This window comes from Mycobacterium sp. NPDC004974 (assembly GCF_053600815.1).
Map to the genome: position 1 here is coordinate 167,879 of NZ_JBSGAQ010000011.1, position 14,421 is coordinate 182,299.

Annotated in this window: 15 protein-coding genes; 6 read left to right on the forward strand and 9 right to left on the reverse strand. The window is 66.3% G+C overall.

Annotated elements, in window-relative coordinates:
• Positions 1-121 precede the first annotated feature (121 nt).
• The 5 genes from ACWEFV_RS23155 to ACWEFV_RS23175 form a co-directional block, all read right to left on the reverse strand.
• Complete coding sequence (locus tag ACWEFV_RS23155; RefSeq protein WP_135454859.1) at positions 122-1,135, reverse strand: alcohol dehydrogenase catalytic domain-containing protein; 1,014 nt, start codon at positions 1,133-1,135, stop codon at positions 122-124.
• Between the two features lie 107 nt (positions 1,136-1,242).
• Entirely contained in the window at positions 1,243-1,698 is a 456-nt protein-coding gene (cynS, locus tag ACWEFV_RS23160; RefSeq protein WP_135454860.1) for a cyanase, read from the reverse strand.
• Between the two features lie 27 nt (positions 1,699-1,725).
• A complete protein-coding gene (locus ACWEFV_RS23165) occupies positions 1,726-3,588 on the reverse strand; it encodes a fatty acyl-AMP ligase (RefSeq protein ID WP_450071885.1) in 1,863 nt (620 codons plus the stop codon).
• 9 nt (positions 3,589-3,597) lie between these two features.
• Positions 3,598-4,041 (reverse strand): SRPBCC family protein, encoded by a 444-nt coding sequence (locus ACWEFV_RS23170; protein ID WP_450071886.1) that lies wholly within the window; start codon positions 4,039-4,041, stop codon positions 3,598-3,600.
• A complete protein-coding gene (locus ACWEFV_RS23175) occupies positions 4,038-4,370 on the reverse strand; it encodes an ArsR/SmtB family transcription factor (protein WP_450071887.1) in 333 nt (110 codons plus the stop codon). The genes ACWEFV_RS23170 and ACWEFV_RS23175 overlap by 4 nt, the downstream gene beginning before the upstream one ends.
• A gap of 104 nt (positions 4,371-4,474) precedes the next feature.
• Between ACWEFV_RS23175 and ACWEFV_RS23180 the strand changes: the two genes are divergently transcribed.
• Both ACWEFV_RS23180 and ACWEFV_RS23185 read left to right on the forward strand, forming a co-directional pair.
• Complete coding sequence (locus ACWEFV_RS23180) at positions 4,475-5,245, forward strand: DUF899 domain-containing protein (protein ID WP_135454868.1); 771 nt, start codon at positions 4,475-4,477, stop codon at positions 5,243-5,245.
• Between the two features lie 46 nt (positions 5,246-5,291).
• The gene (locus tag ACWEFV_RS23185; protein WP_450071888.1) at positions 5,292-6,869 is read left to right on the forward strand and encodes a class I adenylate-forming enzyme family protein; all 1,578 of its coding nucleotides are present in this window, start codon (positions 5,292-5,294) and stop codon (positions 6,867-6,869) included.
• On the opposite strand, the gene ACWEFV_RS23190 is transcribed toward ACWEFV_RS23185, so the two are convergent.
• Positions 6,870-8,054: a cytochrome P450 gene (locus ACWEFV_RS23190; protein ID WP_450071927.1), complete on the reverse strand. Its 1,185-nt coding sequence runs from the start codon at positions 8,052-8,054 to the stop codon at positions 6,870-6,872.
• 64 nt (positions 8,055-8,118) lie between these two features.
• On the reverse strand, positions 8,119-8,493 hold the full coding sequence (locus ACWEFV_RS23195) for an NYN domain-containing protein (protein ID WP_450071889.1): 375 nt from the start codon (positions 8,491-8,493) through the stop codon (positions 8,119-8,121).
• 98 nt (positions 8,494-8,591) lie between these two features.
• Between ACWEFV_RS23195 and ACWEFV_RS23200 the strand changes: the two genes are divergently transcribed.
• Genes ACWEFV_RS23200 through ACWEFV_RS23215 form a run of 4 tightly spaced genes read left to right on the forward strand, consistent with a single transcriptional unit; the run spans position 8,592 to position 12,481 of the window.
• Entirely contained in the window at positions 8,592-9,869 is a 1,278-nt protein-coding gene (locus tag ACWEFV_RS23200; protein WP_135454875.1) for a GTP cyclohydrolase II, read from the forward strand.
• Positions 9,866-11,083, forward strand: a complete 1,218-nt coding sequence (locus tag ACWEFV_RS23205; protein ID WP_450071890.1) for a URC4/urg3 family protein — start codon at positions 9,866-9,868, stop codon at positions 11,081-11,083. The genes ACWEFV_RS23200 and ACWEFV_RS23205 overlap by 4 nt, the downstream gene beginning before the upstream one ends.
• Before the next feature lie 11 nt (positions 11,084-11,094).
• Complete coding sequence (upp, locus tag ACWEFV_RS23210; protein WP_450071891.1) at positions 11,095-11,724, forward strand: uracil phosphoribosyltransferase; 630 nt, start codon at positions 11,095-11,097, stop codon at positions 11,722-11,724.
• Positions 11,725-11,758: 34 nt separating this feature from the next.
• Positions 11,759-12,481 carry a CPBP family intramembrane glutamic endopeptidase gene (locus tag ACWEFV_RS23215; protein ID WP_135454881.1) on the forward strand — a complete coding sequence of 241 codons (723 nt, stop codon included), beginning with the start codon at positions 11,759-11,761 and terminating at the stop codon, positions 12,479-12,481.
• Between the two features lie 11 nt (positions 12,482-12,492).
• Here ACWEFV_RS23215 and ACWEFV_RS23220 read toward each other — a convergent pair whose 3' ends face one another.
• Together ACWEFV_RS23220 and ACWEFV_RS23225 are read right to left on the reverse strand one after the other, a co-directional pair.
• Positions 12,493-13,275, reverse strand: coding sequence for a hypothetical protein (locus tag ACWEFV_RS23220; protein ID WP_450071892.1), 783 nt, complete (start codon positions 13,273-13,275; stop codon positions 12,493-12,495).
• A 55-nt stretch (positions 13,276-13,330) separates the two neighbouring features.
• The gene (locus ACWEFV_RS23225) at positions 13,331-14,392 is read right to left on the reverse strand and encodes a M48 family metallopeptidase (RefSeq protein WP_450071893.1); all 1,062 of its coding nucleotides are present in this window, start codon (positions 14,390-14,392) and stop codon (positions 13,331-13,333) included.
• Between the last annotated feature and the right edge of the window lie 29 nt (positions 14,393-14,421).

Below are 14,421 nucleotides of genomic sequence, written 5' to 3' on the forward strand. Positions count from 1 at the left end.
AAGATCCCCCCGGCAACCGTCGTCATCCGCTTCCACGTCATCCCCGGCCCCCACCGATTCGTCGTCCAGCAAACGAAGTACCGACGCTACCTGCTCGCAGCGACCGGCGGGGTGAGAAAGATCAGATCGTCAGGACCATGCGGTAGCGCGCCTGCCCGTGCTCCATCGCGGCATAGGCCTCTGCCGCGTCGTCGAGCGGGCGCTCCTCGATCAGGGCCCGAACACCCGACAACACCGCGAAATGCATCGTCTCCTCCACGTCACGAGCGGTCCCCGAGGGATGCCCGGAGATGCTCAGGGCAGGCTGGATCAGCTGCACCGGGCTGATCGGCAACGGGTCCGCCGACACCCCGATCGCCACCAGCTCGCCACGCGGGGCCAGCCCGCCCACCGTGTCGGCCATCGCCTGCGAATTGCCCACGGTAGCCAGAACCACGGCCGCACCGCCCAGGTCACGCAGTGCTGCGCTGACGTCCCCGGCGGTCGAATCGATGTAGTGCCTGGCGCCCAGCGAGCGCGCATCCGCCTCTTTGCCGGGGCCACGGGCGATCGCGACCGTCTCGAAGCCCATCGCGTGGGCGAACTGCAGACCGAGGTGGCCCAAGCCGCCGACGCCGAGCACCGCAACGAGATCACCCGGAAGTGCACGGGTGTGGCGAAGGGCGTTGTACGTGGTCACCCCCGCACACCCCATCGGGGCAGCTTCGGCGAAGGAGAGTTCGTCGGGGATCCGGGCGAGCGCATTGGCCGGCACCGTCACCGATTCCGCGTAACCGCCCGGGTAATGCAGGCTCGGAATCTGCCCCTTCTCACAATGAATGAACAGGCCCTTCCGGCACTGGATGCAGACGCCACAGTGGCCGCCGAACCAGCCGATCGCGACACGGTCGCCCACCGCGAAATCGGTGACGCCCGGGCCGACTTCGACGATGGTGCCGGCGATCTCATGGCCGGGAGTCAGTGGCCAGGTCATGCCCGGGAACCCGCCGTTGACGATGGCCCGATCGGTGCCGCAGACCCCGCACGCGGCCACTGCCACCCGTACCTGCCCCCGCTCTGGTGAGAGGGTTTGTGCGTCAACGAGTTCCAGGGCACCGCCGGAAGACTGGACGTGAACAGCTCGATGTGTAGACATGGAGATCCTTACCGTCGCCGTCTGATATCAGGTAATCATCGACCGTCGGCGCCCCACTTGGCCATAGCCAGACATCAGCCGGGACGAACGTCAACTAGCAGCGGATGCTATTTTTCCGCGGCAGTCCAGTCGTACGGCAGGAACTTTCCGTCGAACGTCACCACCACCCGATCACCGGCAGGGTGCGATTTGCGCTGCACGTCGAGGCTGAAGTTGATGGCGCTCATGATGCCGTCACCGAACTGTTCGTGGATGAGTTCTTTGAGCGCGCCGCCGTACACCTGAAGCGCCTCGTAGAAGCGGTAGATGGTCGGGTCGGTGGGCACGGCCGTCGGCAGTCCACCACGCATCGGCACCGCGGCCAGCACCGGGATCGCCGACTCGTCCAATCCGAGCAGGTCCACGATGATCTTGCCGGATTCGACCGGAACCGGATGCTGTCCGAGCAGCGCAGACACCGTCCACACCACGGGTTTGTCGATGGCATCGGCCAGCTGCTGCCACGTCAGGCCCTTGGTCAGGCGGGCTTCCACGATCGCGGCGGTGATCTCGTCTCTGCTCATACCCAGCAGCATGCCTGCGGCGAACGGTCACCGCACGCCCAAGGTTCCCTCCAGATACTCACCGCGACAGGCCAGCCGGGCCAGCTTGCCGCTCGTGGTCCGCGGGATCGCACCTGCCGGAAGGAAACGCAGATCCGCCACCCTCAGCCCGTGCCGCGCTGCCACCGCAGCGCTGATGGCCTCAACAGCCTCCCGAGGGTCGGCGCGGCTGGTGCCGGCCGCGCGTTCGGCGATCACCACCAGCCGGGCGCCGTCACCATCGGCGCCGGCATCAGTGGTCACGGTGAATGCCGTGACATAGCCGCGCCGGACGAGTGGCGAGGCGTCCGCGACGGTGGCCTCGATGTCCTGTGGGTAGTGGCTGCGACCGTCGATCTGCACCAGGTCAGCCAGCCGCCCGGTCACATAGAACTGCCCCTCGAAATACACCCCGAGATCGCTGGTGCGCAGCCAGGTGGCGTGCCCGGGTAGCCCGTCGGCGTGACTGCCCGAGGCAAGGCGCGAGTGCAGCGACACCCCGAATGTCTTGCGCGTCTCCTCGGGCCGACCCCAGTAGCCCCGACCGATGTTGTTGCCGTGCAACCAGATTTCCCCGATCTCACCGTCGGGCAATTCCTCGGAGAGTCGGTCGGCAGTCGCGGGGTTGACGATCACCGCCCACAAGCTGCGGGCCGGATGGCCACACGACACATGGGCGACGGCACCTTCGGCGTGCGCGTCGACGCGGACCGCACGCCCGACGGCGAGGTGCTCACGGTCGAAGTAAACCACCGACGACTGCTCGGCCGGAGCGATCGTCGAGATCAGCAGGGTCGCCTCGGCGATCCCGTACGACGGCTTGAACGCGGTCGGCGGCAGCCCGTAGGGCGCGAACACCTCATTGAATGTCGTTATCACCTCGGGGATTACCGGCTCGGAACCGATGATGAGCACCACATTGCTCAGATCGATGTCCTCCCCCGCTTCAGGCACACCACGTTGGGCGGTCCATTCGTAGGCGAAATTCGGTGCGGCCGTGATGACGCGGCCGTGCTTCGAAGCCTCCGACATGGCCCGGACCCACCGCTGGGGGCGCCGGACGAACGCGGTCGGTGACATGAGCGTCGAGTGCCCGCCGTACACCGCGGGGAATCCGATCATGGACAGACCCATGTCGTGATAGAGCGGTAACCAGCTGAGGCCGTGGGTGTTTCGGTTCAGCAGATCGATGGACAGGATCATCTGTAGCAGGTTGGTGCCGACCGCACGGTGGGTGATCTCCACTCCGACCGGGGCACGCGTCGAACCCGACGTGTACTGCAGGTGGGAGATGTCGTCGGGATCTACCGGGATCGGAGCGAAGCCGTCCCCTTCATGATCGGGTACCTCATCGATGAGCACCACCCGGGGACGCACGGACTCCGGCATCTTCGCCAGGAACGCCTGCACCGCGGTATCGGCGGCGGAGGTGGTCAGCACCGTCGTCGGACGGGAATCGAGCAGCGCGGTTTCGAGTCGTTCGGCGTGGCCCTGCAATTCCGGTGCGAACAGTGGCACCGCGATGTTGCCCGCCTTGATCGCGGCGAAGAAGCCGACGACATAGTCGAGCCCCTGAGGTGCGAGGATGGCGACGCGGTCACCACGCTCGGCAACCTGCTGCAGTCGCGCAGAGACGGCCCGTAGCCGCACGCCCAACTGAGTCCAGGTCAGCTCGATGATCTCTTCCTCGGCGTGGCTGTAGTCGAGGTAGCGGTAGGCGACCAGGTCACCGACATGAGCGATGTTGCGGTCGATGAGCGATATCAGGGTCGTCCCCGGGGGCAGCACGATGCCGCCTGCCTCGTCCAGGCAGTCCTCGATGCGGAGCAGGCCTGCCGGAGCCTCGTATTGAACCTGGGTGCCGCTGTCCATGACCGCAGTCTAGGTCGCGGCGCCCTCGAGGCGTGCGCCCAGCTGTTCGAACGTGAGAGTCCATCCACTGTGAAAGCTGTCGAATTCCTCTGGCGGCAAAAGGGAATGCTCGATCGACATCATCGTCTGCCCGTCACCGGCCGGCTCGAATTCGACGTTGACGATGCTGACCACGGTCGGATCGATCCAGTTCGAATTGCTCCAGGTGAAGCGCAGCACGCGGGGCCGCTCGATCGCCAGGAACTGCCCGGTGATCAGTACGCCCGTACCGGAATCGTCGACGTCGAACCGTACGATCCCGCCGACCCGGGGCTCGACCAACACCTCGACGCAGTGCACCGGACGCGGGCACATCCACTCCCGCAGCGACTCCGGGTCGAGCCACTGGTCGAACACCACATCAGGGGACGCGGGCATCAGTCGTCGTACGCGGACCGTCGGCGCGTCGGTCATCGGGAATCCGCCTGACGCCGTAACCGTGCGGCCAGCGCATCTGCGCGGCTCGACCAGAAGTCCGTCTGCTCGCTCATCCACTGCTGAGCCATTGTCAACCCGTCCTGCTTGAGCGACACCCAGTGCTCGCGACCGCGGACTTCGCGCTGCACCAGACCGGCGGCTTCCAGCACCCCGATATGGCGGGAGACGCCGGCGAAGGTCATGGGCAACGGGGCGGCCAGGTCGCTGATGCGGGCGTCGCCCTCACGCAGGGCCTCCAACAGCCGGCGCCGGGTCGAATCGGCCAAGGCCGAATATGCGCGGTCCAGAACTTGATCTTCAACCACCTTGTTGACTATAGCCGTGGATCGTGGTTCCCTCGAGACAGGTTATTCAACTGATTTGTTGAATGTTCGATGAGCACCGCAAGGGACCGACGACGGGAGCAACCGTGAAGAATCCACCGATCGTGCCGGCAACGGAATGGCAGGCCGCACTCGACGAAATGCTGGTCAAGGAAAAAGAACTCACCCGCGCGCGGGACCGGCTCGCAGCCCTGCGCCGGCGCATGCCGTGGACGCCGGTGGACAAGGACTACGAGTTCGAAGGTCCCGGCGGCACCGCCACCCTGCTCGACCTGTTCGCCGGGCGTCGGCAGCTCATCGTGTACCGCGCCTTTCTCGACCCCGGCGTGCACGGCTGGCCCGAGCACGGTTGCGTCGGCTGTTCTTTGATGGCCGACCACATCGGCAACCTGGCCCATCTCAACGCCCGCGACACCACCCTCGTCTACGCCTCCCGCGGGTCGCAGGCCGACATCGCCCGGATCAAGGCGCGCATGGGGTGGAATCACCCGTGGTACACCATGGTTCCCCGGGCGGGCGCAGAGTTCGACGTGGACTTCGGGGTCGACGAATGGCACGGCACCAATGCGTTCATTCGCGACGGCGACCGGGTCTTCCGCACCTACTTCATCGACAGCCGGGGCGACGAGGTATTCGTCAACACCTGGAACTTCCTGGACATGACCGCGCTCGGCCGCCAGGAGAGTTGGGAGGACTCACCGCCGGGCTACCCGCAGACCAAGCCCTACGAGTGGTGGTCCTGGCATGACACCTACGTCGAGCATGAGGCGTCGCGGTGGTTCGGTGACCCCGACCCCGACAATCCCCACGACCCACGCCCGCCACGTGACGAATGCGCCGCCTGCGAGAGTCACTGACCCACCGCGGGCAGACCTACCCGCGCCCATTGGAGATGATGGGCGGGTGACGCAATCTCCGCTGACCGTGCCCGCGCTGCTTCGGCACAGTGTCACCGAGTTCGGTGAGTCCGAATACCTGGTCACCCCCACCGGCCGGCTCACCTACCTCGAGGCCGAGCAATTGTCGGCGCGGCTGGCGCGGTGGCTGTTGCACGAAGGGGTGGGCAAAGGCAGTCGCGTGGGCCTGTTCTTCCCGAACGGTGCCGAGTGGGTGGCGTGGTGGCTCGCGGTGTCGCGGATCGGAGCGGTGGCAGTGCCGCTGAGCACGCTGTACACACCCGCCGAGATCGCAAAAGTGTTGCGGCTGGCCGATATCGGTCTGCTCGTCGCCCCCAGCACGGTGCTCAACATCGACGTCGCCGAACGGTTGGAGGCAGCCCTACCCGAACTGGCGGGCCACGCCACGAACCGACTGACCCTGCGCGCCGCCCCCTATCTGCGCCATATCGCGCTGATCGGGGCCAGCAACCGACCGTGGGCATCGCGCGGGGGCGACGAGACCGACGACCAGGTACCGGCCGAGGTCCTGGCCGCCGCGGAGGCCGAGGTCTCCCCCGCCGACCTCGCCGTCATGGTGCACACATCCGGGTCCACCGCCGATCCCAAAGGCGTCCTGCACACCCATGGCACGCTGGTGCGCCAGACCTCGACCTGGCCCGCCGCCATCCGGGCGATCACCGGGTCACAGGACCGGTCCCGGATCTTGTGCGCCATGCCGTTCTTCTGGATCGGCGGACTGCTCGCGGTGACCGGCGCCCTGCACGAACCCGTCACCCTGGTGGTCATGCCGAAACTGGATCCGGAAACCGCACTGGATCTGGCTGAGCGGGAACGGATCACCGGGATTGTGGGCTGGCCGGCGTTCACCCAGCGGTTGCGCGACCATCCGTCGTTCGCCGACCGCGACCTGAGCAGTGCACCGATGCTGCGCGACGGCCCGCTGGATATCGCGATGACCGATGTGCCCGACGGATTCCCGGTGCACCGCACCATGTCGGAGACCGCAGGCGGATTCGTCTTCACCGACATGGCCATCGTCGATGAGCACGGCTCCCCGGTCGCGTCCGGGGAGACCGGCGAACTCATGATCCGCGGTATCGGGGTCATGGCCGGGTACAACAAGCGCGAACGGTCGGAGACCTTCGACGCCGACGGCTGGTACCACACGGGCGACAAGGTGTACCGGCGCGACGGCGACCCCCGTCTGTTCTATGTCGGGCGCACCACCGATCTGATCAAGGCCGCCGGGGCCAACGTCTCCCCCTTGGAGGTCGAGGCGGTCATCGCCGCGTCTGCCGGCGTGGCGCACTGTGTGGTCGTCGGCATCGACGATCCGCAACGCGGCGAGGAGGTCTGCGCGGTCGTGGTGCCCACCGCGGATCTCGACCTGAGCGCCCTCGCCGACTATGCGCGGGAGCAATTGTCCGCCTACAAGGTGCCGACCCGGTGGGCGCTGACCACCGGTGACCGGATCCCGACCCTGTCCAGCGGAAAGTTTGACCGGAAAACCCTGCGGCAGTTGATCATCGACGAAGAGGTCGAGACGGTACGCCTGCAGCCTGCGCGACCGCCGGCGAGCTGATCACGCTGCGCTGAACCGCACTGGCATCGAATGGATGCCGTTCATCAGGTTCGAACGCACTCGCTGCACCGGCCCGGTGACCTCGAGATCCTTCATCCGGTGCAGAATTTCGGGGAAGATGGCCGCCGCTTCCACCCGGGCCAGGTTCGCGCCGAGACAGAAGTGTGTTCCACCGCCACCGAAAGCCAGGTGCGGATTCGGATTTCGTCCGATGTCGAACCGGTCGGGATCGGTAAAATGTGCCTCGTCGCGATTGGCCGACGGGAAGAACATCGCTACCCGGTCGCCTTCGGCGATACGAACGCCGTGCAGTTCAGTGTCTTTCGTTGCCGTGCGGGTGAATGCGGTCACCGGACTGACATAGCGGAGCATCTCCTCGACCGCCGTGGACAGCAGCCCAGGGTCGGCCGCCAGCCGAGCGTGTTCGTCCGGGTGCTCCAATAGCGCCAGTGTTCCCGCCGAGACCAGGTTGCGGGTGGTGTCTCCCCCGGCATTGATCATCAACAGGAAGAACATGTTGAATTCGAGGTCGGTGAGGTGTTGGCCGTCCACCTCGGCATTGAGCAGCGCGGTCGCAATGTCATCGCCCGGTTCGGCGCGCTTGCGTTGCGCCAGCGCCGACGCGTACTCAAACATTTCGATCTGCGCCTGCAGCACCGTGTCTGTGGCTTCGCCGACGTGCTCCGAGTTCATGGCCTCGGTGAGGAAATACAAGCGGCGACCGTCCTCGTGGGAGATGCCGAGGAGTTCGGCGATCACATACGACGGCAATGCGCCGGCGATGTCGGACACGAATTCACACTCACCGCGGTCCAGCACCCCGTCGACGATCTCGGCGGCCAGGCAGCCCAGCCGCTCGCGCAGCCGGGTGACATGTCGCGGGGTGAACCCCTTGCTGACCAGCGTCCGAAGCGCGCTGTGCCGCGGCGGGTCCATCGTCAGCATCATGAGTTCGAGTTGATACGAATTCTCCGGTAGCGGAACGTCGAAGAGCACTCCGGTTCGTTGCGAGGACCACGTCGCGCTGTCCCGAGACACCGCGAGGACCTCGTCATAGCCGGTGAGTGCCCAGAAGCCCGCTCCGTCCGAATACGGATGCCACGCCACCGGAGCTCGCCGCCGAAGTTCCCGGAATGCCTCGAATGGCACACCCGCCTCATACACCGCTGGATCGGTCAGGTCCACACCGCTGATGCTGACCGCATCGTCGAGCATGTCGTGACGGTAGTGCACCGTAACGCCCGGATACTCAGAATCGCTCGATCAGATCGCGGAATCCGGCGGCCGGCTGCACGAGCGCGCCAGCCTCGCGGACGCGCGCGGCCAGCCCGCTGTCCGATGTCACGACGGTGATCTCGCCGGGTCGAGGAGCAGCCCCGACCAACCGCACGATCTCGTCGTCGGCGGAGTTCGCACTCGCCCGCGGAGCGTGACCCACCTCGACGACTGCGGACTCGATCGGCGGCGTCGTCGGCCCTTCGAACACCACCATCACCCGGTGTCCCTCGGCCGAGGCCCAGCGCTCGAGCCGCTCGACCAAACCGACCATCGCGCCTCGACGGTCCTTCCACCAGCCGTCCGGCTTCGAGCCGATCACATTCATGGCGTCCACGATCCACCGCACCCGACCGACGGTACGGGCACACCGCATGCAGAACCCGCCGAATCGGAGTTGACTGGAATGTCTCAGCCGGGCACATGCACGGAGGAAGGAGCACCGGAATGGTCGCCGACTCAGGTGGTGGTGTGTCCGCGGAGCCGACAAAGGCCCGGCATATCCGGCTGACATCCCACAGTGCTGTCGCGGGTACTCCGACGATCCAGTGGGCCGCACCGAGCGCCGCCGAGCGCGGTCCGGTGATCGGTACCACCACCACGCGTGCGCATCGCAACGTGATCGGCACCCACAGTGGCTCGTATGGCGTGTACCGCGCATTGGCCGTTGCCGCGGGCGCGCTCTCGCCCGAGCACCGTGCCGATCTCACCAACACCGCCCCCACCGACGTGATCGGGCCGTATCCGCAGTGGAGCCAACCGGATGCGATCGTCAGCATGGATCCCTGGGGCGCGATGGTCGCCGACGCGTTCACCACCGAACTGGCGGCGGGTTACGACATCCGGCCGACCATCGCGGTAACCAAGGCTCATGTCATCGTGCCGGAGATCGCCACGGCCATCGCGGCCGGCCGGCTGCACCCGGATGGCCGTGTGCTCCTGGAAAATGGTGCGGCGCTGGTGACGAAGGCCGCGATCGAGCCGGTGTGGTTCCTTCCCGGGGTGGCCGCCCGGTTCGGCTGCACCGAAACCGCGCTGCGCCGCGTGCTGTTCGAGGAGACCGGGGGCATGTACCCCGAACTCGTCACCCGCGGTGACCTTGAGGTGTTCCTGCCCCCGATCGGCGGGCAGACCGTGTACATCTTCGGCGCCCCACGCGATCTGGCCGATCCGAGTGTGGAACTGACCGCCCGGGTACACGACGAGTGCAACGGCTCGGACGTCTTCGGTTCCGACATCTGTACGTGCAGGCCCTATCTGACGCACGCGATCGAGGAGTGTATCGCCGGGGCCCAGCGTGGCGGCGTCGGTTTGGTGGCCTACTCACGCAAGGAGGGCCGCGCACTCGGCGAGGTCACCAAATTCCTGGTCTACAACGCACGCAAGCGCCAAGACGGCGGTGACACCGCCGACCAGTACTTCGCCCGCACCGAATGCGTGGCGGGCGTGCAGGATATGCGGTTCCAGGAGCTCATGCCCGATGTCCTGCACTGGCTGGGGGTACGCAAGATCCACCGCCTGGTCTCGATGAGCAACATGAAATACGACGCGATCACCGGTTCGGGGATCGAGGTCGGCGAGCGGGTCAACATCCCCGACGACCTGATCCCCGCCGACGCCCGGGTCGAGATCGACGCCAAGATGGCCGCCGGCTACTTCACCCCGGGGCCGGTGCCGGGCGCGGACGAACTCAAGATCGCCAAGGGCCGCGGACTTGCCCCATGACCGCAACCTTGGACGGCTCGGCGGCCGTCGCCGCCCTTCGTACCACCGCCGCGATCCGCGAACGGGCCCAACATCTTCTGCAGCGCGCTCGTGCCGGCGATTCGCCCTGGTTCGCGGTCGACGACGACGCCCTGGACCACGCAGCAGTCGAGGTCGCCGAAGTCACCCGCACCCGCTACCCCACGCTCGCCATCCCCTACCACAGCCGGTGGCGCCATTTCGAGGCCGGCGGCCTGGACCGCCGCGCAGAGTTGGCAACGCGCACAACCGGTGTGGTTGGCGCAACCCAGGCCCGCTCGATGATCGACCTGGCCGTGATCAGCGTATTGCTGGATGCCGGGGCCGGAACCGACTGGCATTACCTCGAATCCGGCACGGGCCTTCGGCTGACCCGATCGGAAGGGCTGGGGGTGGCCAGTTGGCATGCGTTCTGCGGTGGATTGTTCTCCGACGACGCGAGCGATCCGCTGCGGGCCGATGCCACCGCGCTGAACCGCCTCGACGCCGACAGTCTGGCCGGCGCCTTCCAGGTGGGTCCCGGAAATCCGTTGGTGGGGCTGGCCGGTCGGGTCGAGCTGCTGCACCGGCTGGGCACGCAATTGGCGGCTCGCCCCGATGTGTTCGGCCCGCAGGGTCGTCCCGGCGGGTTGTTCGACACCGTGACAGGTCCGACCGTCGCGGCCGACGACCTGCTCTCGACGGTGTTGGACACGTTGTCCGGAGTGTGGCTCACCGACAATGCCATCGGTGGCCAACCGCTCGGTGACTGCTGGAGGCATCGGGCGGTCCCCGGTCCCGGCCTCTCGCGCGGATGGATGCCGTTTCACAAGCTCTCGCAGTGGCTGACCTACTCGCTCCTGGAGCCGTTCGAATGGGCAGGTGTACAGGTCACCGATCTCGATACGCTGACCGGGTTGCCCGAATACCGCAATGGCGGTCTGCTGCTCGATACCGGCGTACTGCGGTTACGCGATCCTGCACTCGCCGAGAGAGACTGGGCGGTGGGCGACGAGATCGTGGTCGAATGGCGGGCACTGACCGTTGCACTGCTCGACGAGCTGGCGCCGCTGATCCGCCGCCATCTCAACTCCCCGCAGCTGCCACTGGCCTGCGTACTGGAGGGCGGAACCTGGGCGACCGGGCGGGAACTCGCCGCACGCCTGCGCGATGGCCGCCCTCCGTTGTCCATCATCAGCGACGGCACGGTCTTCTAGGAGAGTCAGCCATGGGCAACCTGCATGTCATCGACCACCCGCTGATTCAGCACAAGCTGACCCTGATGCGACAGAAAGACGTGTCCACCAACGGGTTCCGCCAATTGCTCAACGAGATCTCGATGCTGATGAGCTATGAGGTGCTGCGTGACATCCCGGTGCACGACATCGACATCGAGACCCCGCTGGAGTCCACGACCGGAGCCGTGATCGACGGCAAGAAGCTGGTCTTCGTGTCGATCCTGCGCGCCGGCAGCGGCATTCTGGAAGGCATGCTCAGCGTGGTTCCGAGCGCCCGGGTCGGCCACATCGGCCTCTACCGCGACCCGAAAACGCGTGTGGCCGTGGAGTACTACTTCAAGCTTCCCGGCGATCTACACGAACGTGACGTGGTGGTCGTCGATCCGATGCTGGCCACCGGCAATTCAGCCGTCGCCGCCATCGACCGCATCAAGGAATACGAGCCCCGATCCATCAAGTTCGTCTGCCTGCTGACCTGCCCCGAGGGGGTCGCGGCGATGCAGCAGGCACACCCCGAGGTGCCCATCTACGCTGCGGCACTGGACCGGGAACTCGACGCGCACGGGTACATCGTTCCCGGGGTCGGAGACGCCGGTGACCGGATCTTCGGGACCAAGTGACGGTGGCCGTCCAGGGCCAGTAGCCTCTGGCCGCATGGATGCCGTTCAGGAAGTGCCGACCGTACCGGCCGGGCCCACGCACCGCTGGGGCCTCGGTGCGTTCGTCATCGTCGAGGCCGTCTATCTGCTCACCTCGGCATCGTTCGGACTGTTCGCACCTCCCGGCGCACCACCGCCCTGGTTGATCACCCTGGCGATCGGAGTGCCGACACTGGTCGCCGCGGCCCTGGCCGTCGCGATCGCGACATGGCGAGGCAACGGTCCCCGCATCGACTTCCGGTGGCAATGGTCCTGGCGTGCCATCGGTCTCGGTTTGGCCTTCGGCATCGGCGGACTGTTCGTCACGCTGCCCGCCGCGTTGCTCTACCAATCCATCGTCGGGCCCGACGCGACGTCGGCGGTGGGAGGCGTGTTCGAAGGCGTTCGCACCACCTGGCCGGTGGCGATCACCGTCCTGCTGCTGGTCGCGGTCATCGCGCCGATCTGCGAAGAGGTGGTGTACCGCGGCCTGCTGTGGGGTGCGCTCGAACAACGCTGGGGACGCGTCACGGCGGTAACGGTGTCCACCCTGGTGTTCGCGCTCGCCCACCTCGAACCTCAGCGGGCACCGCTGCTACTGGTGGTGGCAATCCCAATTGCGTTGGCCCGGCTCTATTCCGGGAGTTTGTGGGGCGGCATCATCGCGCACCAGGTGACCAACCTGCTGCCCGGCATCGTGATGATGTTCGGCCTACTCGGGATGATGCCGGCCGGCTGAGTCACGCCCGACTACCGCTTGCGGTCGCGCACCTTGTACGTCGAGGGCCACGACAGGCGGGATTCATCGCCCACCAACGGAGTTCCCGAACCGCCGACCCGGACGTCATAGGCCTCCTGTCCGGCGCCGACCTCGCGGTTGGCATGTTCCTGGGCCAGGTAGTAGAGCTGGTCGATCTCGGCTTCGGAGAACGCCACGAAGGTGGTCTTGCGCACGATGTCATTCATGCCGGCCGTCATTCGGTCGGGCAAGACACGTGAGGCCATCGCGGCCAGGCTCAGCAGGATGAACGGGATGACCCAGTAACAGATGAACGACAGTGGAGTCGTTGTGTCCAGAATCGTGGCGTCACCCTGCGCGATCGGCGGGATCGCCGAGGAGATCGTCATCCCGGCGAACGCACCCACCCAGATCCAGCTCAGGACCTTCACGATCCGTTGAAACAGGTCACTTTCCACGACTCCGGGCGGTTGGCCCGCCGCGGCGAACTCCAGCACGAACGGCTTGCCGATCAGCTGGCCGATGAGGGCGACCAAGAAGATCCCCGCAGTACTCAGCGGTTGGATCCAGCGCTCCATGACATCCTGGCTGAGCACCAGGGTCAAGATCGTGAGCACGATGAAGGTAGCGAGTGCACCGATCTCCAGGGTGCGTCCCGGCGTGCCGGAAATCCGGCTGATCGTGAACGTCGCGATGGCCGTCGCCAGCGCCACCAGCACAGCGACAACGAACGGCACGTTGCCGACGAGTACCCAATAGATGATCCACGGCGCGAAGCCAAACAGGATGCCCACGAGCGCCTAGTCTAGGGGCTTACCGTTGATCCGACGGCAACTACCCACGGGCGCGCTATTCCTCGCTCGGCTTGGTGTTGCGACGCCACTCGGAGATCTTGCGGCCCATCGAGTCGGCCGCACTCGTCGCGGCCTGCCCCACCCCGTCGACCACGCCGCCCAAGCCATCCCGGATGCCCCGGATCAACGGATCGTTGGACTGGTCGAACCCGTCCTTGTAATGCCGTGCCGCCGCGCTGACGTCATCGGTCCAGCTCGCCGTCGCGTCGTCGGACCGCAGCGGATAGGTGCCGGCCATGATCGCGCCGTATCCACCGGTATCGACCCACTTCGTCAGCGCCGCCGCGCGAAGCACCGAGAAGGGGTGCGTTTGCAGCTCCAGGTTGAGCAGCTTGAGCACCCCGTCGCGCATGTCTCCGGTCGCGTCATAGTCCCGTGCCTGAGCCAGGAACGCCTGCGAGTCGAGCTTGTCCAGGTGCCGGCCCGCCGCCAACTTCAGCTCGACCCGGATCGCCATGTCGAAGTCCTGTCCGCACAGCAGCCCCGCACGGTCACCCGAAAGTTCGGATTTGCGTTGCCATTCCTGCAGGGCGGCGACGATCGCGCGCAGTGCCCAGCCACCGATCGGGACGAAGCCGAACGACGACGCCAGCCGCAGCAGGTGATGGAGCATCGTGCGGTAGACGGCGTGACCGCTGAGGGCGTGGCCGAGCTCATGGCCGATGACGAACCGCATCTCGTCATGCGTCATCAGCTCATACATGCCCGACGTGATGACGATGAACGGGTCCTCCATGCCGATGCAGTACGCATTGGCTTCCGGCGACTGGATGATGAACATCTCCGGGCGCACCTGGGCGTCGAGCACCTGAACGCATTCGTCGAGCAGCGCGTCGAGATCGGCGAACTGCCGCGGACCCACCCGGGCGGAACTGGCCAGATACAGCAGCCGGTGCTTGCGTTCGCGCAGCATCCCGGACAACACCTTGAGGATCTGATCGAATCCCTTGAGCCGGCGTAACGCGGTCAGCGCGGTCCGGTCCGCCGGATGCTCCCACGCCCGCGAACTGATGCCGGGAAAAACGGTCCGCGTAGTCGCAGGTGTCTGCTCCGTCAATGCAATACGCCCTTCGTCGTCGACGGCTC